The following is a 17281-nucleotide window of genomic DNA, read 5'->3' on the forward strand; positions in this document are numbered from 1 at the left end:
CCACTCGGCTCAGTGGCCCGGCTGTTCGTTGAACACCGCTGCCGGAACAGCGTTGACCAGGGTGGCCGGAGCGGTGGTGGTCTCCTCGGGTTTGACGAATACGTACAGCACGAACGTGGCGACCCAAGTTGCCATCAGGATCGCCGTGGATCTACGTGGTCTCACTGATTCCCTCCCGGCGCAGCGCCGCGGCGACTCGTACCCGCAGCTCGCGTCCGACGTCGAACTGTTTACCCGGCAACGTCCGGGCAACCATTCGGATGTTCATCTGGTCGACGGTCAGGTCTTCCACACCCATGACGGTGGGCTCGTCCAGCAGCAACGGCTTCAGGCGAGCGTCCTCGTACGCCTTCGCGCCCACCTCGTGCAGGATCTCGTTGACCCTGGTGATGTCGGCGCTGGCGGACACCGGAACGTCGATCGCGGCGCGCGCCCAATCCTTCGACAGGTTCGTGACCTTCACGATCTGGCCGTTGGGCACGGTGATCACTTCACCGTCGGCGTTGCGCAATGTGGTGATCCGCAGCGTGACGTCCTCGACCGTACCTTCGGCCTGCTCCGCGGCTCCGGTCACGGCGATGCGGACCACATCGCCGAACCCATACTGCCGCTCCGTGATCAGGAAGAATCCGGCGAGGATGTCCTGCACGATGCGCTGCGCGCCGAAACCCAGCGCGGCGCCGAGCACCGCGGCGGGCGCGACCAACCCGGTGACGGCGAAGCCGAGCCGCCGCAGCACCTCCATGGTGATCAGCACGTAGACGATGGTCAGCACCACCCAGGTGATCACCTGGGCGAGCGCGTGCCGATGCTTGGCCGCCTCGGTGCGCACCAGCGCGTCGCTGCTGCGGAATCCCGCGTCGATCCTGCGGGTGACCCGGTCCCGCAGGTAGGTGGCGAGCCGGCTGAACAGGATGGCGCCGAGGATGAGCAGCACGATCTCCAGGCCCGAACCGCGTAGCCACGTGGTGAAACCGGTGGAAGCGATAGCCTGGATGCCCGCGACATTCATCTAGCTCGCCTGCTCTCGCATTCGCCAGCGGATCCCCGACTCGATGAACCCGTCGATGTCGCCGTCGAGCACCGCCGACGGGTTGTTCACCTCGTAGTTCGTCCGCAGGTCCTTGACCATCTGGTACGGGTGCAGCACGTAGGAGCGCATCTGATTGCCCCAGGACGCGCCCTCGTTGGTCTTCAGCGCGTCCATCTCGGCGCGCTCTTCCTGCCGCTTGCGTTCCAGCAGCTTGGCCTGCAGCACCCGCATGGCCGAGATCTTGTTCTGCAGCTGCGATTTCTCGTTCTGACAGGTGACCACGATGCCGGTGGGCAAGTGGGTGATCCGGACCGCGGAGTCGGTGGTGTTGACGCTCTGGCCGCCGGGGCCCGACGAGCGGTACACATCGACGCGGATCTCCGTCTCCGGCACCTCGATGTGGTCGGTGGTCTCCACCACGGGAAGCACCTCGACCTCGGCGAAGGAGGTCTGGCGGCGGCCCTGGTTGTCGAACGGGCTGATCCGCACCAGCCGGTGCGTGCCCATCTCGACCGAGAGCGTGCCGTAGGCGTAGGGCGTCTTCACCGCGAAGGTGGCGCTCTTGATGCCCGCTTCTTCGGCATACGAGGTGTCGTAGACCTCGACCCCGTACTTGTGCCGGTCGGCCCAGCGGATGTACATGCGCATGAGCATCTCGGCCCAGTCGGCGGCGTCCACGCCACCGGCGCCGGAGCGGATGTTCACCAGCGCGTCGCGCTTGTCGTACTCGCCGGACAGCAGCGTGCGGACCTCCATGGCCTCCACGTCGCTGTGCAGCGCGGCGCGCTCGGCGTCGGCCTCGGCGAGCGCGTTGGTCTTGGCCTCGCCCTCTTCCTCTTCGGCCAGTTCGTAGAGCACCGGCAGATCGTCGAGCCGCTGACGCAGCTCCTCCACCCGGCGCAACTCGCCTTGGGCGTGCGACAGCTCACTGGTGACCCGCTGGGCGTGGTCCTGGTCGTTCCACAGCTCGGGGTCGGCGGCCTGATGCTCGAGCTCGTCGATACGACGACGCAGCTCGTCGATGTCGAGGACCGATTCGACCGTCTTGAGAGTGGCGTCGAGTTCGGCGAGATCAGCGGAAACGTCAGGATGCACGATCGTCAAGCCTAGCTGCCCCTCTTCGGCCGCAGCACACGAGTGCGCGCGGTGTGACCGGGGACGGCGCCTGCGCGGGTTGCTCGCGCCCGGCGCGGGCCGAGCGGGCGGATCGCCGGGACGTCGCGCGCTCGCTCGACAGCCCGCGGCGGGCGGGTGAGCTGTGACGGACGCCTCATGGGTTTCTACCCTAAACGGCGACCGCGCTTGGCGCAGTTGGTGTTTGGAATTCGCGGCGGAGATGCTGCTCCGGCCACGCGACGGGATGCCGGTCGTGCCTGATCAGTCGTCCTGCCGGGCGGACGGTTTGTGCGCGAGGGGAGCGGTGTGGCGAACTCCACTCGTGCGGCCGCGGATCGCCGCCGCTCGGAGCTCACGCAACTGCTCGACGACTCTCGGCCAAGCCGATTCCGCCGTGCCGATTCCGGCCGTGCCGATTCGGCCGTGCCGATTCCGGCCGTGCCGATTCCGGCCGAGGTGATTCCGGCCGAAGCGGCGATCGGCGTGCTCGGCAGCCGAAACCCCGGCGCCGAGGAGGGTTCGCCCGGGGGACTTGCGCCCACGGCAGAGCGTTTCGCCGTTCCGGCTGGTCACAGCCGATATCGGGGGTGCGGTCACCGGGACCGACGGCGAGCGCAGGGTTGCGGAAGCACCGCGCCCCGACCGGCTTCCTCACCCCACGGGGTCAGCGATCGACATGCCTGGTCGACTCCGGCTGTGCCGCGCGGGCGTACTCGATTTACCGCGATCGGTCCTGCTGTGCCATGAGTGGCCCGCTCAGCCCGAGACGGCCCGCAGTCCACCCGGGCGGCGTCCGGCGAGTGCGTCGAGGGCCGCGGCGGTGGCGTCGTCGGCCGGTAGATAGACGATCACCCGCTGGTCGTCGTCGGCGGAGAGCTCCAGGAACTCGTAGGCCAGGCGCAGCGATCCGGCTTCGGGATGGGCGAGGCGGGTGATGCCGGTGGCGGCGGCCAAACTCGGCACGGTGTCGACCCGGTCGGCGAACGCCGGGCCCACGGTGACGGTGAGCTCGTCGGCGAGCGCGGCGATATGCGAGTCGGCGCGGAACGGGCCCTGCTTCAACGTCGCGACCGTCTCGTCGGCGACGTGCTCCCAGTCCGCGTATACGTCCCTGGATCCAGGGACGCAGAAGACGAAACGTGCCAGGTTGGGCGGGGTATGCGGCCCGTCGAAGAGTCCGGTCGGCGCCATCAGCCGGTGGTAGGCGCCGGTGTAGGCGAGAACCTCGGTGAGGCGATTGACCACGACGGCGGGCGTCGGCTCGAGCCGGTCCAGGATCGCGCGCACCGTCGGGCGCACCTCGCGCAGCGGCTGCGCGTCCCCCATGCAGGTGAAGCCGCTGTCCACCGACTTGGTCAACCGGTGCAGGTGCACGCGTTCGGCGGGGCTCAAACGCAACGCGTCCGCCAGCGCGGAAAGCACCGGAGGGGAGGGACGCCGGTCGCGCCCCTGCTCCAGGCGCGTGACGTACTCCACGCTCACACCGGCCAGGGTGGCCAGCTCGGCGCGACGCAATCCGGGGGTGCGCCGCCGCGCGCCGGTGGGCAGGCCGACTTGGGCGGGCGTCACCGCCTCGCGGCGGGTGCGCAGGAACAGCCCCAGCTCGTTGTCGCTCACCTGTCGAACCTAACAAGGCGAAACGCTCGGAGGGTGTCCCTGCCACTACCACTCTTACGGCGGTCTCCCTGTTCCACGTGCCCGGCAGCAGATTGAGTGGGCGGCCCGGCCGGGCCGTTCTGTGATCCGAGGAGGAAACAGCATGTCCAACGCCCCACTGAAGCTCGCGGTGATCATCGGCAGCGTCCGCGAGGGACGTTTCGGGCCGGTCGTGGCGACATGGTTCACCGAGCAGGCGCGGCGGCACGGTTCGTTCGAGGTGGACGTCATCGACTTGGCCGAGGCGGACATCCCCTGGGAACTGCCCGCGGTGCCGCCTGCGATGGATCCGGACCCGCAGCGACCCGAAGGGATGACCGACCTCACGCGCAGGCTCACGGCGGCCGACGCCTTCGTCATCGTCACGCCCGACTACAACCGCAGCATCCCCGCGTCCCTGAAGGCCGTCATCGACTGGCACTTCACCCAGTGGAACGCGAAAGCGATCGGTTTCGTCGGCTACAGCGGTGCGTCCGGCGGCCTGCTCGCCATCGAGCACCTGCGGCAGATCTTCAACGAGCTCAACGCGCACACCGTGCGCAACTACGTGTCGTTCCCGCGCTACTACCTGATCTTCGACGACGAGGGCAAGCCGAGGGAGCCGCAGGAGCCCGCGGCCGCCGCGACGGCGATGCTGGATCAGTTGCACTGGTGGGCGAGCGCGTTGACGGCGGCGCGATCCCTGGAACCCGTGGGGTGAGCGCCGGGCCGATAGGGTGCGGGGCGTGGCTGTGTACTCCTCCGACCTCGAACTCGCCCTGCGGCTGGCCGATACCGCCGACGAGATCACGCGGGCTCGCTTCGGTGCGCTCGATTTGAAGGTCGACGCGAAGCCGGACCTGACGCCGGTGTCGGATGCCGATCTGGCCGTCGAGCAGGCGATCCGGCAGGTGTTGTCCGAGGCGCGGCCGGACGACGCGGTGCTCGGTGAGGAATTCGGTGGCGCCGCCGAATTCAGCGGGAGGCAATGGGTGGTCGACCCGATCGACGGCACGAAGAACTTCGTGCGCGGAGTGCCCATCTGGGCGACGCTGATCGCCCTGCTGGAAGACGGTGAACCGGTCGTGGGCGTGGTGAGCGCGCCCGCTCTGGCACGGCGCTGGTGGGCAGCGGCGGGATCGGGGGCATGGTCTAGTTTCGAAGGGCGTGCCGCGCGAGCGATCTCGGTCTCCGCCGTGGGTGAGCTGGGTTCGGCCAGCCTGGCATTGTCCAGTCTTTCCGGCTGGCGCGACCGCGGCCTGCGCGAGCAGTTCATCACTCTGACCGACGATGTGTGGCGTGTGCGCGGCTACGGCGATTTCTTCAATTACTGCCTGCTCGCCGAGGGCGCCGTCGACATCGCCACCGAACCGGAGGTCTCCCTGTGGGACCTGGCCGCTCTGGACATCCTCGTCCGCGAAGCGGGCGGGCGTTTCTCCTCGCTGAACGGTGCACCCGGCCCGCACGGTGGCGACGCCATCGCCACCAACGGCCTGCTGCACGATGAGGTCCTCGACCGCCTGCGCGGCTGACCGCACTCGCGATGTTCGGAGCTAACCGGCCCGCCACGGGGTCGCCGGCGTGAGGTCGATCCCCGCCGGAGGACGCAGGCGGCGCAGCGTGCCGTCCATGCTGGTGACGAACAGCGCCCAGGAGTCCCCGTCACGGTCGATGCGCACCGACGTGGCGCCGTCCGGTGGGTTGCGCACCGGAGCGGGTTTGATCAGGCCCGTGATGATCGCGCACGTTGCGCCGGTCGCCGTATCCACCCGATAGACGGCGCCGAGTATGTGATCGGCCACGAACAGCGCCCCCGCCTTGGTGGCTTCCATATCGTCGGGCAGAGCTACCAGGTCCGGGATACCGGAGACGGTGGTGGGATGAGCCGGATCGTCCAGCCGGACGCGGAGGATCTGCAACGTCATGGTGTCGACGTAGACCGATTCGCCGTCCGCGGCCAGCGCGAGGCCGTTGGCGGGCGGCAGCACCGACCAATCCCGTTCGTACTCGCTGGTCGCCGGCCAGTAGCGGGAGATTCCGTTCGACCCGCCGAGGCCGATCGTGGTGAACAGCAGGCTGCCATCGGGAAGCAACAGCAGGCCGTTGGGCCCGTTCAGCCCGGTGAGCAGAACCTGCACGGCGCCGGTCTCGGTGTCGTAGCGCTGGAGTGTGCCCGGCGGTTCGCTGAGCCCGTCTCCGGTGAGGAAGTAGACGTAGCGTCCGGCGACGCGCACGCCCGCCGGGCGGTACAGGGCCGTGACCAGCTTCTCCAATCGTCCGGCCCGATCGACGTGCGCCAAGTAGCCGTCCATCAGACCGGTGACGTAGAAGCCGCCCCGCCCGTCGGAATCGAGATTCTCCAGATTGCCGACCCCTTCGACCACCGTCGTGGTCTCCCAGCCGTCCGAGCACCTGGAGGGGAATGTCTCCGCCCGCGCCGTCGGTATCGCCGCGGTGACTCCGGCAGTCACCGCGACGGCGCTCAGCACCGCGGCGCACGCCCGAATCCCTATCCGTTTTGCCATGAGCGACAACATAACAGCGCCGGATCCCGCGAGCAGGCCGGCGAACTTCGCTCGAGTGGAGAAAACGCGAGGTCGGCGCGCTGTGACGGAAAGCGAGGGTCTCGGTTGTCCACATGTGGACAACTCGGCGGCCCAACAGGGCGAACGCCGAACGGTGCGGGTACCGCCCCGCCCGTGCGCTCGTAGGATGGGCCGGGTGACTCCCCCCGATGATTTCGCTGCGGTAGCGACCGAAGCCGTGTCCGGATCGGACGCTGGATCCGTTGCGGCGCAAGAGGTTCTACGCCGAGTCTTCGGTTACGACAGCTTCCGCGGTGAGCAGCAGACGATCGTGCAGCGCGTGATCGATGGCGGCGACGCGCTCGTGCTCATGCCGACCGGCGGCGGCAAGTCGCTCTGCTATCAGATCCCCGCGCTGGTGCGTCCCGGCGTCGGTGTGGTGATCTCCCCGCTGATCGCCCTCATGCAGGACCAGGTGGACGCGCTCAGTGCGCTCGGCGTGCGCGCGGGCTTCCTCAACTCCACCCAGTACCCCGACGAGCGCCGGGCCGTCGAAGCGCAATTCGTCGCCGGCGAACTCGATCTGCTGTACCTGGCCCCGGAACGGTTGCGCCTCGACTCCACCGCGCAGCTGCTCGATCGCGGCAAGGTCGCGCTGTTCGCCATCGACGAGGCGCACTGCGTCTCCCAGTGGGGTCACGACTTCCGGCCCGACTACCTGGGCCTTTCGCTGCTGCACGAGCGCTGGCCGGACGTACCGCGGATCGCGCTGACCGCGACCGCCACCGAGAAGACCCGTGACGAGATCATCCAGCGCCTCGACCTCGGCGCCGCCCGCAGGTTCGTGTCCAGCTTCGACCGCCCCAATATCCAGTACCGGATCGAGCCGAAGAATCGTCCCGAGCGTCAGCTGCTGGAATTCATCCGCACCGAGCATGCCGGGGACGCGGGGATCGTCTACTGCCTGTCGCGCAACTCGGTGGAGAAGACCGCGGCGTTCCTCACCGAGAACGGCGTCACCGCCGTGCCCTACCACGCGGGCTTGGACAACCGCACCCGCGCGGAGAACCAGGCGCGTTTCCTGCGCGAAGACGGGTTGGTCGTCGTGGCGACCATCGCCTTCGGTATGGGCATCGACAAGCCCGACGTGCGCTTCGTCGCCCATCTCGACCTGCCGAAGTCGGTCGAGGGCTACTACCAGGAGACCGGGCGCGCGGGCCGCGACGGGCTGCCTTCTACCGCGTGGATGGTCTACGGCCTCAGCGACGTGGTGCAGCAGCGCAAATTGATCGACTCTTCCGAGGGCGACGCCGCCCACCGGCGCCAGCTCCAATTGCACCTGGACGCGATGCTCGCGCTGTGCGAGACGGTCGCCTGCCGGCGCACGCAGCTGCTCGCCTACTTCGGCGAGCCCGGTCTGCCTTGCGGCAACTGCGACACCTGCCTGTCGCCACCACAATCCTGGGACGGCACCGTGGCCGCGCAGAAGTTGCTGTCCACCGTGCTGCGGCTGAAGCGGGAACGCGGCCAGAGCTTCGGCGCGGGGCACATCGTGGACATCCTGCTCGGTAAGAAGAGTCCCAAAGTCCTGCAATACGACCACCACGAGTTGAAGGTCTTCGGGGTCGGCACCGACCTGCGTGACGTGGAGTGGCGTGGCGTGGTGCGGCAACTGCTCGCGCACGGGCTGCTGGCCGTTCACGGCGACTACGGCGTGCTGACGCTCACCGAGGCCAGCAGTGAGGTGCTGTTCGACGGACGACAGGTAGCGCTGCGCCGCGAGCCCGAACGCCAGGCCAAGCCCACCCGGACCGCGAAGGCCGCCAAGGCGGCCTCCGTCGACCTGACGTCCACCGACCTGCCGCTGTTCGAGAAGTTGCGCGAATGGCGCGCGGCCACCGCGAAGGAACAGGGTGTTCCCGCCTACGTCGTCTTCCACGACGCCACGCTGCGCGAGATCGCGGCGCGCAAGCCCGCGAGCCTCGCCCAGCTCGGCGGCGTCAGCGGTGTCGGCGAGAACAAACTGGCGAAATACGGCGAACAGGTGCTCGAGGTGCTAGCCACCGGATGAACCGCTACCGTCACGCGGGTCACCGATGAGCGGGGACGGTTGCCGGGCAAGGCCGCCGAAAACTATGGAGGACAGCGTGAGCCGGAGCGACACGATCGGGCGCAGGGCGTTTCTGGCCGGTGCGGCCACCCTCGCGGCCGGGACCACGTTGGTCGGGCGCACGCCGGGTCATGCGGTACCCGTCGCCGAGGGTGTCACCAAGTTCCCCTTCCCGGACGAGCGCCGGGTGCGGGTGCTGGTGACCGGCGACGCGGGCACCGGCACCCGCGCTCAGTGGGCGGTCGCCGACGCCATGCGCGCGCTGCACGGCCGCGAACCGGTCTCGCTGGCATTGGGTCTCGGCGACAACATCTACGAGCACGGGCCCGACGGCGCGGCCGACGTCCAGTTCGCCGACAAGTTCGAAAATCCCAATGCCGGACTGGATTTCCCCTGGTTGATGGTGCTGGGCAACCACGACAACAGCTCGGTTCTCGGCGGTGACGGCGGCTGGCTGCTGCGCGGCAACGCCGAGGTGGAGTACCACGCGAACTCCCGGCGCTGGTGGATGCCGAGCCGCTACTACTCGGTGCGGATTCCGGAGCGCAACCCCGTCGTCGAGTTCTTCGTCCTCGACGTCAACCCGCTGGCGGCCTACGTGCCGCCGGTCTTCTCGCCGTACTGGGCGGTCGACGGCCAGTTCATGAACGAGCAGCGCGACTGGCTCGATCGCGCCCTCGCCGACTCGCCCGCCACGTGGAAGATCGCCTGCACCCACCACCCGTATCTGAACAACGGCCCGCACGGGGACGCGGGCCGCTACGAGGGTCTGTCGCTGGAGCCGATCAACGGCGTGCACGTGAAACGCTTCTTCGAAGACCACGTGATCGGACGGTGCCAGTTCATCCTGTCCGGGCACGACCACTCGCTGCAGGTGCTCGAACCCACGGCGGCGTCGAAGGGAACCAGGCAGGTCGTGTCCGGCGCGGCCGCGAAGACGGTCGGCGCGGAGCCGCGGCTCGCCGCGAGCGCGGGCCACGGTGCGCTGTACGAGAACTACCAGGAGCTGGGCTTCATGGTTCTCGAGCTCACCGAGGGCGGAGTCGACCTGGGCGTGCACACGGCCGACCTGGCGACCGGCGCGTCCGTCGAGGTGTACCGGCGGCGTCTGGCCTGAGTTCCAACTATGTTGCGGCGTGCGAGAATTGCGGCGCGCCGTTCTCTCGGCGGCTACGGTTCTGGCTATGGCACCGGGTGATGGTTCCAGTGACGCGGGCGATGACATTTCCATCAGCTCGGTGGGGGGTGAGACGCCGGACACGCCGCCGTATGTGCGCGGCCGGACCGATCCGGCGGTCGAGAACGTATGGTTGCGCCGCAGTCCGCCGCCGCCGCGCCCTGGCGTACCGCGGATGTCGACGGTGGCGCTGCTCGTCGCGTTCCTCGCCGTGCTCACGCTCTACGTGGTGCTGCATCAGGGCGGTTAGCGCGTCCGCGACCTGCGGGAATAATCCGGTTGCCGGGTCACTTAAAGTGGACCGTTATGAAGGAGAAGGGGCGCAAGGTCATCGCGACCAACCGCCGGGCGCGGCACAACTACACGATCCTGGACGTCTACGAGGCCGGGATCGCGCTGGTCGGCACCGAGGTGAAGAGCCTGCGTGAGGGCAAGGCTTCACTGGTGGACGCCTTCGCGACGGTGGACAACGGCGAGGTGTGGCTGCGTGGGCTGCACATCCCCGAGTTCAGCCACGGCACCTGGACGAACCACGCGCCGCGCCGGGTGCGCAAGCTGCTGCTGCACAAGCGGGAGATCGAGCGGCTGGTCGGTAAGTCGCGGGAGGGCAACCAGACGCTGGTGCCGCTGTCGATGTATTTCTCCGACGGCAAGGTGAAGGTCGAGCTGGCGCTGGCCAAGGGCAAGCAGGACTACGACAAGCGGCAGGACCTGGCCCGGCGCACCGCCGAGCGAGAGGTCACCCGTGAACTCGGACGGCGGGTCAAAGGCATGAGGTGACCGCCGTCCTGCTCGCGCTGGCGGCCGCGGTGGGCTACGGCGTGAGCGATTTCTACGGCGGTGTGGCGTCGCGGCGGGTGACCGCGCTGCGTGTGGTCATCTATTCCTATCCGTTCTCGGTGCTGCTGGTCCTCGTGGCGCTCCCGCTCGTGCCCGGGAGCCCGGACGCGGCGTCGTTGTGGTGGGGCGCGGCGGCGGGCCTGGCGAGCGGCGTCGCGGTGTGGTGGTTCTATGCCGCGCTGGCCAGCGGTCCGATGGCGGTCGTGTCACCGCTGACGGCGGTGCTGGTCGCGGGCATTCCGGTACTCGCCGGTCTGGCGACCGGCGAGCGTCCCGGCCCGCTCGCCTTCGCCGGCATCGTATTCGCCCTGGTCGCCGTGCTCTTGGTGAGCCGGGAGTCGCCGGACGACGTGACGGAGGAGATCACCGGCGGCCGCGAACTACGGTTCACCCGCAAGGTCGCCGCGCTGACCATCGGGTCCGGCGCCGCGTACGGTCTTGCCTTCGTGTTCTTCCACGAGACCTCCGCGGACTCCGGACTGTGGCCCCTGCTCATGCAGCGGATCGCCGCCACCGCGGTGGTCTGGCTGACCGCGCTTGCCGCCAGGGACTTCGGACGGTTGCGCGGCGAACCGCTGCGGCTGGCCTGCTATATCAGCGCGCTGGACGTGATCAGCAACGCGGCGCTGCTGTACGCCTTCCACGGATCGCTGTTGTCGCTGGTGAGCGTGATCGGCTCGCTGTATCCGGCGGTGACCGTGCTGCTGGCGATGGTTCTGCTCGGCGAGCGGGTGCACCGGCAGCAGCTGATCGGTTTGATCCTCGCGCTGGCCGCGGTCGCGCTCATCGCCGCGGCCTGAAGGTCACGCGCCCGCTCGGACGCGGTGCGGGCCGGGCACTCGGTGACGGGTCCGCCGCCCGAGTGCCGAAAACGCGGTCCGGGTCCGCGCGTACCCGGACCGACGCGTCATCGACGCACGCCGATCGCGCGGATCACCGCGTGCACGGTTCGTGCATCGAGATCCGCTTCAGCGTGGGACTGCGATAGTCGGCCACCACGGTGCGCGACCCCAGCGCAGTGGACGGGTCGGGCACGTTGACCACCGCGCGCTGCGCCGCGACATCGGGTTCGTCACGCCCGTAGATCTGCGGCGCCGCCATTCCCTCGGAGTCGACCGTGAGCCCGGCAAGGGCCTTGCGCAGTGTCGGCCGGTCCATGCCGCCGGTCTCGGCTGCCTTGGTGAGCAGCGCCTTCAGCGGATACGAGATCGCCCAGCCCAGGTTGTAGCCGAAGTTCGTCGGTTCGCTCGGCGCGGCGTTCCTGGCGCGCTGGGCTCCGGTGCTCGCGCCGTCCCAGCCGTCGAACGGAGAGGTGTAGTTGTACAGCGCCGTGAGCGCGGGTGCGGCCGGTGTCTTGAGCAGCGCGCTGTTCCAGGTCGGGGTGGACCCGAGGAATCGGCCCGTGTAACCGGATTTCGCCAGCTTGCCGACGATTTCGGCGGTTTCGGCCGGGCCGGTGGCCAAGAGGACCACATCCGGCGGGTCGGCCAACAGTTCGGCGACCGGGTAGTCCTGTGTGCCGACTTCGGTGTTGGGTCCGGTGTCGATCCGCTCGGTGATCGTCGCGCCGTTGTCCAATGCCCACTTCAGCGCCCCGCTGGCGTAGTCGCCGCCGTAGTTGCCGCGGTAGGCGACCACGCCGAGCGTGCGTGGCTGATAGAAGTTCTGCGCGAACCAATCCAGGCCGAGCACGGCTTCCGTGCAGTACGAGAAACCGTCGTCGAGCACCAGATCGCGGTCGGTGCCGCGGTACTGCCAACCCGACCAGAGTGTGCCTGCCCCGGTCACCAGGTCCGCCTCGTCCATCTCGTGCAGCACGGCGAGCGTCTGCGCGGTCCCGAAACTCATCGCGAGCGCCAGCACATGCGGCGCTATGTTCTCGAATTCCGTGACGTGCCTGCGCGGATCGTAGGCCGTGTCGCGCGTGTAGGTGGTGATGTCGACCTCGTAGCCGCCGATGCCGCCCTGCTTGTTCACCTCGTTCCAGAACGCGACTTGACCGTCCTGCAAGGACTTTCCGAGCGGAGCGAAGGGGCCGTTGTTCAGGTCCGACAGAACGCCGAGATAGATACAGCCCTTGTCACGCTGGATCGCGTGGGGGCAGGCTTCGCGGGTGACGCCTGGTGCGGCGGCGGGCGACGAGGCCGAACAGCCGCCGGTCAGGACGAGCCCGAGCGTGAGGGGAGCGGCCACGAGACGAAGTAGCCGACGAAAAGTATGAGGAAAAGGCATTTCTTGCTCGCTTACGGCTGCACGCAGGGCTCGTTGAGGGTGATGCGGTCCTGAGTCGGGCCGTGATAGTCGGTCGCCAGCGTCCTCGCGCCCAGCGGCGCGGTCTGATCAGGCGCTTCGATCACGGCGCGCTGCCGGGTGAGGTCCGGCTTGACCGCGCCGTAGGTGTGTTCCGGAATCGCGCCCTCGTAGTCGACGCGCAGGCCGTGCACGGCTTGACGGACACCCTTGCGGGTCAGCTTGCCTTCGTTGACCGCCCGGGTGAGCAGCGCCTTCATCGGATAGGAGAACATCCAGCCCGCGCTGTAACCCCAGGTGGAGGGTTCTCGGGTCGCCGAGGCCCTGGCCCTCTTGGCGCCCGCGCTGGTTCCGTCCCAGCCGTCCAGCGGTGAGGTCATGTTGTAGCGAGCGGTGATCGCCGAGGCCGCAGGACTTTTCAGCAGGCCGCCGTTCCACGTCGGGCCCGAGCCGAGGAACCTGCCAGGGAAACCGGCCAGTGCCGCCTTGCCCATGATCTCGCCCGCTTCCGCGGGCCCTGTGGCAAGGAGCACGAGATCCGCTCTGGTATTGAGGATCTTCGCGACCGCCGCGTCTTGGTTGCCGATCTGGGTGTTCGGCTCGGTGTCTATCTGCGCCACCAGGTCGACCCGATTGGCCGACGCCCATTTCTTGGCGCCGGTGGCGTAGTCGCCGCCGTAGTCGCCCTGGTAGCTGACGGTGGCGATCGAACTCGGCTTGGCTTCGTGCTCGGCGATCCAGTCCAGGGCGATGATCGCCTCGGAGCAGTAGGAGTAGCCGGACTCCAGCAGCAGACCCTTGTCGCTGTTCTCGAATTGCCAACCCGACCACAGGGTTCCGGCAATGGCGACCATGTTCGCCGCGTCCATCTCGGGAAGTACCTTCTGCGTCTGCACCGTGCCCAAACTCATCGAGAGCGCGAGGACATGCGGCTCGATCCGCCGGTAGGCCTCGGCATGTTTCTGCAGATCGTAGTTCGTATCCTCGGTGTACGTGGCGATGTCCACCTCGTACTTGCCGCCGATCCCGCCCGCTTCGTTCACCGCCTTCCAGAACGCCAACTGGCCGTTGTCGATGTCCTTGCCCAGCGCGGCGAACGGCCCACTCGTCAGATCGGACAGCACGCCGAGATAGATACACCCTTTGTGGGAGTCCACCGCGTTCGGACACGGGTCGGCGGTGACTCCGGGTTCGATGGCTCCGGTCGGCTCGCCACGCAGGACGGAACATCCGGTCAGGACGAGCCCGGCGATGACGGTGAGGGCGGACAGGCGCAGCAACCTGTCCCGAATGGTGCGAACTGCCAAAGTGTTTCCTTAGTCTGAAATCGAGATCCGCTGCTCAGAGCCGATCGTACGGCTCGTGCAGTGTAAGTCGGGTTCGTCGTCGGACCTCGAGAATCGACTACCAGCATCCGGGAAGGGCGAGGCGAGGTGCTCGCCGGAGCGGGTGACTCGAGATCCGGTCGCGGGGCGCTCGGCGCATATGCTCGCGGCGCGCCCTCGTGGGTCGGCGTTCACCTCCGGGCCGCGTCCGTAGATCGCCTTCGGGTGTGGCGACCGCCACCGCCGGATATCGGGATGATCCGCGCTTTCCCCGGTGTTAACATGAACAGCCCGGCAAGGTGCTGGGGCGTACGGGGCTGAACGGTTTCGACTGCGTACGTAGATTTAGGGGAAGCGTGTCGGTGCAGGCAAGAGACCACCGTAAGCGTCGTTGCAACCAATTAAGCGCCGATTCCAATCAGCGCGAGTACGCTCTCGCTGCCTGATCAGCAGAGCGTCTCTGTCGGCCCGGGGCATGCCCTCGGCTCCGGTGCCGGCATCAGCTAGAGGGCTAACCGTCCTACTCGGTCGCGGAGTAGGGCGGGACATCGAACAGCGGCTGGGATCGTCATCCGGGCTTGTTCGCGGGACCCGGAGATCCGAGTAGAGACACAGCGAACTGCACACGGAGAAGCCCTGAAGACGCGGCGGAGGACCCGGGTTCGATTCCCGGCAGCTCCACGACCAGGCCCCTCACTTGCACCGCAGGTGAGGGGCCTTTTTCATGCCGCTACGTCGGTCCCCTCCGGGGCTGTGCCCACATTTTGCCCACACTTCTGGGCGGCAGCGCGGAGACCTTCGCTCATCCGGTCGGCAACGTCGTCGAGATCGTCCTCGAACAGGTGGCCGTAGTTGTCCAGCGTCATCGTGGCCGTCTTGTGCCCGAGCTGTCGTTGCACCGTCTTCACGTGCGCACCGCTGGCGATCATCAGCGACGCCGCGGTGTGCCTGAGCTGATGCGCAGTCACCCGGGGGAACGTCGCCGGGCCGGTCGGATTGCCGTCGTCGTCGAGAGGTATCGACGCCTTGATGCAACGCCGCACCGCGCCCCCGAACCAATGCGTCGTCGTCGGCGGACGCAGCGGCTCACCGTCCGGCCGCGACCACAACAGGCCCTCGAGGTCGGTCTGCGCCTCGACGACCGGGCGCAGCATCTCGGCGACCTCGCCCGGTACTGCGACCGTCCGAATCTCCCACGTCTTCGGCGAGCCGATCACGCTCCGCGAGTTCACCTTGGAGGCGGACCGGCCGACGCGAATCCGGCGCCGGTCCAAGTCGACGTCACGCGGCCGTAGAGCTGCCATCTCGCCCCAACGCAAGCCGCTATAGGCGAGCAGCATCACGATCTCCGGGTGCTTCGCTTCCGCGGCGAGCGCGGCCACCTGGTCATGCGTGAGGTAGTTGTGTTCGACGAGCTGCCGCCGGGGGAGGGGTAAGCCCGCGGCCACGTTCGCCGGTACGCGCTTCTCCTCTACTGCCTCGTCCAGGATCATCGAGAACACCGCGTGAATGTCCGCGACGGTCGACGGGGCTCGCTTGATGCCGGCGATCCAGTCCCGAACTTCGGACCGTTCGATGGACGCGAGCTGCCGCGCGCCCCATTGGGGCTCGATGTGCACGCGCCAGATGGAATCGACGCGCTCCGCCCATGACGGTTTGATGTGCACCTGCCGGGCGATCCACTTCGGCCCCAGCTCGCCGACCGTCATGCGCCCCATCGATGGCGCGATGTATTCGCCGCGCATCTTCGAGACCTCGACTGTCGCGGCGAACTTCTCTGCATCAATCTTGCGACGGAACCCGCGCTTGTCGGTCTGACGTCCGCTCGGTGTGCGGTAGCGGACGCGGTATCTCTTCCCCGACTTGGTCTCGTATGGCTCGATCGTTGCCATTACTCGGTGCCCCCCTCCTGTACTGGGTCGTCATCACCTTCGTATCGCTTCGGCTGCTTGCCCTCGAGCCGGTGCGCCATGTCGCGAACGCGCTTCCTCGTGTCGCCCGCACGGATGGCCTCGAACTCGTCGGCGGGAACGTTGGCGAAGTACAGCCGGGGGTCTCGGCCAGGCGGTACCCACTCACCCCGGACCCACTGCCGAGCTTTCTGGACTGGCATCATTCGGTCGGGCGTAGCCATGAACAGGTCCAAGTCGGCGTCATTGTCATCGTCCATCGGAACTAGCAAATGGACTGGTGCCACGTCCAATGCATAAGCGAGGCAGCACAACTCGTCGACAGTGACGTACTTCCGGCGCTTCGATTCGATGTTCGCGATCACCGATCGGTTAAGGGACGGCATCCCCAACTTGGCGCACTCCGTCGCCAGATCGTCGGCCGTCCATCCCTGCTTCTTGCGTAGCTCCGCGACGGTCCGAGCAACCGACAGTCCCGGACTGGTCACGCGCGCTGTCTGGTCTCCTTGTGTCACAGGGACACCTTCTCATGTCTCATTGACACTCGGCAATAGGACAGTTACCGTGTGTCTTAGCGACACAAGCGAGTGTCGCAAACTCATTACCGGAGGTAGGTCGTGCAAAACGATCAATGGCTGAGCAGGGAGGAAGTCGCCGCCCGGCTCAAGGTGCCGACCAAAACGCTCACCCAGTGGGCTTGGCAGGGAAAGGGGCCGCGCTTCGCTCGTATCGGGCGATTCGCTCGGTACCGCCTCAGCGATCTCGTCGCATGGGAAGACGAGCAGTTCACCAGCGACGGGGCCGCCTGATGCGGCAGCAGGTCCCCGAATACGAGAGCAGCCCGGGAGCGGCGGCCACCGCTCGCCGGGCCGGAAACACCCAATCCTCACCACAAGGAAGTGTCGAAATGACCATACCAACTCACCTCACCGCATCGCAGCTCGACGGCTCCGCCGCGGCGGAATCGGCGCCGCGCGCCCTGCTCTGCTCCGGCTGCAACGCGACCATCGGGACCGTCTCGGCGTCGCTGCCGGACATCGCGGTCAAGTGCTCGCAGTGCAGCCGGGCCGTCACCTGCGCGTCCTGGTGCACTACCGGTGACGGCCACCCCAACGAGCACATCGACGCCGACCGCGTCTGCTGGGGGCCTGACTCCTTGATCCCGCTGACGTTGGAACCCCCGTACTACCCCCAGGCAATGCCCGCCGTGGAGGTCTCCGCCCATCGCCAATGGGGCGGCAGGGACTCCGTCTACTTGGCGCCCCCGAACGGGGACGTGGACATGACGGCGGGCGAGGCGCGGCAGCTCGCGGCCGTCCTGCTTCAGGTCGCCGACATCGTCGACGCGGGCTGAGGGGGT

18 protein-coding genes and 1 other RNA gene are annotated in these 17281 nt (G+C 67.8%); 10 read left to right on the forward strand and 9 right to left on the reverse strand.

Annotated features, from left to right (window positions below):
- Positions 1-9: 9 nt before the first annotated feature.
- From AB0L97_RS20100 to AB0L97_RS20115, 4 genes are all read right to left on the reverse strand, one after another.
- Complete coding sequence (locus tag AB0L97_RS20100) at positions 10-135, reverse strand: hypothetical protein (RefSeq protein WP_355077871.1); 126 nt, start codon at positions 133-135, stop codon at positions 10-12.
- A 16-nt stretch (positions 136-151) separates the two neighbouring features.
- The gene (locus AB0L97_RS20105; protein ID WP_355077870.1) at positions 152-1012 is read right to left on the reverse strand and encodes a mechanosensitive ion channel family protein; all 861 of its coding nucleotides are present in this window, start codon (positions 1010-1012) and stop codon (positions 152-154) included.
- Positions 1013-2128 (reverse strand): peptide chain release factor 2, encoded by a 1116-nt coding sequence (gene prfB, locus AB0L97_RS20110; protein WP_355077869.1) that lies wholly within the window; start codon positions 2126-2128, stop codon positions 1013-1015. It abuts the gene before it with no gap.
- 777 nt (positions 2129-2905) lie between these two features.
- Positions 2906-3766 carry a helix-turn-helix transcriptional regulator gene (locus AB0L97_RS20115; RefSeq protein WP_355077868.1) on the reverse strand — a complete coding sequence of 287 codons (861 nt, stop codon included), beginning with the start codon at positions 3764-3766 and terminating at the stop codon, positions 2906-2908.
- Positions 3767-3908: 142 nt separating this feature from the next.
- On the opposite strand from AB0L97_RS20115, the gene AB0L97_RS20120 reads away from it, so the two are divergent.
- Together AB0L97_RS20120 and hisN are read left to right on the forward strand one after the other, a co-directional pair.
- Complete coding sequence (locus tag AB0L97_RS20120; protein ID WP_364431562.1) at positions 3909-4505, forward strand: NAD(P)H-dependent oxidoreductase; 597 nt, start codon at positions 3909-3911, stop codon at positions 4503-4505.
- 25 nt (positions 4506-4530) lie between these two features.
- Positions 4531-5316: a histidinol-phosphatase gene (hisN, locus tag AB0L97_RS20125; RefSeq protein ID WP_355077866.1), complete on the forward strand. Its 786-nt coding sequence runs from the start codon at positions 4531-4533 to the stop codon at positions 5314-5316.
- Between the two features lie 21 nt (positions 5317-5337).
- Here the strand turns inward: hisN and AB0L97_RS20130 are convergent, their stop codons facing one another.
- Positions 5338-6309, reverse strand: coding sequence for a hypothetical protein (locus AB0L97_RS20130; protein WP_364431566.1), 972 nt, complete (start codon positions 6307-6309; stop codon positions 5338-5340).
- A gap of 196 nt (positions 6310-6505) precedes the next feature.
- On the opposite strand from AB0L97_RS20130, the gene recQ reads away from it, so the two are divergent.
- The 5 genes from recQ to AB0L97_RS20155 all read left to right on the forward strand — a co-directional run bounded on the left by recQ (position 6506) and on the right by AB0L97_RS20155 (position 11236).
- Positions 6506-8380 (forward strand): DNA helicase RecQ, encoded by a 1875-nt coding sequence (recQ, locus tag AB0L97_RS20135; protein ID WP_364431569.1) that lies wholly within the window; start codon positions 6506-6508, stop codon positions 8378-8380.
- A 76-nt stretch (positions 8381-8456) separates the two neighbouring features.
- A complete protein-coding gene (locus tag AB0L97_RS20140) occupies positions 8457-9536 on the forward strand; it encodes a metallophosphoesterase (protein WP_364431572.1) in 1080 nt (359 codons plus the stop codon).
- A 67-nt stretch (positions 9537-9603) separates the two neighbouring features.
- On the forward strand, positions 9604-9846 hold the full coding sequence (locus AB0L97_RS20145; protein WP_356960909.1) for a hypothetical protein: 243 nt from the start codon (positions 9604-9606) through the stop codon (positions 9844-9846).
- A 56-nt stretch (positions 9847-9902) separates the two neighbouring features.
- Positions 9903-10376 carry an SsrA-binding protein SmpB gene (smpB, locus tag AB0L97_RS20150; RefSeq protein ID WP_174186417.1) on the forward strand — a complete coding sequence of 158 codons (474 nt, stop codon included), beginning with the start codon at positions 9903-9905 and terminating at the stop codon, positions 10374-10376.
- The gene (locus AB0L97_RS20155; protein ID WP_356960911.1) at positions 10373-11236 is read left to right on the forward strand and encodes a DMT family transporter; all 864 of its coding nucleotides are present in this window, start codon (positions 10373-10375) and stop codon (positions 11234-11236) included. Before smpB ends, AB0L97_RS20155 begins: the two co-directional genes overlap by 4 nt.
- Before the next feature lie 133 nt (positions 11237-11369).
- Here the strand turns inward: AB0L97_RS20155 and AB0L97_RS20160 are convergent, their stop codons facing one another.
- Complete coding sequence (locus tag AB0L97_RS20160) at positions 11370-12629, reverse strand: ABC transporter substrate-binding protein (protein ID WP_364431577.1); 1260 nt, start codon at positions 12627-12629, stop codon at positions 11370-11372.
- Positions 12630-12679: 50 nt separating this feature from the next.
- Positions 12680-13993 (reverse strand): ABC transporter substrate-binding protein, encoded by a 1314-nt coding sequence (locus AB0L97_RS20165; RefSeq protein ID WP_364431580.1) that lies wholly within the window; start codon positions 13991-13993, stop codon positions 12680-12682.
- 331 nt (positions 13994-14324) lie between these two features.
- Between AB0L97_RS20165 and ssrA the strand changes: the two genes are divergently transcribed.
- Positions 14325-14695: a transfer-messenger RNA gene (ssrA, locus tag AB0L97_RS20170) on the forward strand.
- Positions 14696-14733: 38 nt separating this feature from the next.
- Here the strand turns inward: ssrA and AB0L97_RS20175 are convergent.
- Entirely contained in the window at positions 14734-15903 is a 1170-nt protein-coding gene (locus AB0L97_RS20175) for a site-specific integrase (RefSeq protein WP_364431583.1), read from the reverse strand.
- On the reverse strand, positions 15903-16436 hold the full coding sequence (locus AB0L97_RS20180; protein WP_364431586.1) for a helix-turn-helix domain-containing protein: 534 nt from the start codon (positions 16434-16436) through the stop codon (positions 15903-15905). Before AB0L97_RS20180 ends, AB0L97_RS20175 begins: the two co-directional genes overlap by 1 nt.
- Positions 16437-16538: 102 nt before the next feature.
- On the opposite strand from AB0L97_RS20180, the gene AB0L97_RS20185 reads away from it, so the two are divergent.
- Together AB0L97_RS20185 and AB0L97_RS20190 are read left to right on the forward strand one after the other, a co-directional pair.
- Complete coding sequence (locus AB0L97_RS20185) at positions 16539-16730, forward strand: helix-turn-helix domain-containing protein (RefSeq protein WP_364431589.1); 192 nt, start codon at positions 16539-16541, stop codon at positions 16728-16730.
- Between the two features lie 98 nt (positions 16731-16828).
- Positions 16829-17275, forward strand: a complete 447-nt coding sequence (locus tag AB0L97_RS20190) for a hypothetical protein (RefSeq protein ID WP_364431592.1) — start codon at positions 16829-16831, stop codon at positions 17273-17275.
- The last annotated feature ends 6 nt before the right edge of the window (positions 17276-17281 follow it).

This window comes from Nocardia sp. NPDC051911 (genome assembly GCF_040681035.1).
GTDB classification, from domain to species: Bacteria; Actinomycetota; Actinomycetes; order Mycobacteriales; family Mycobacteriaceae; genus Nocardia; species Nocardia sichangensis.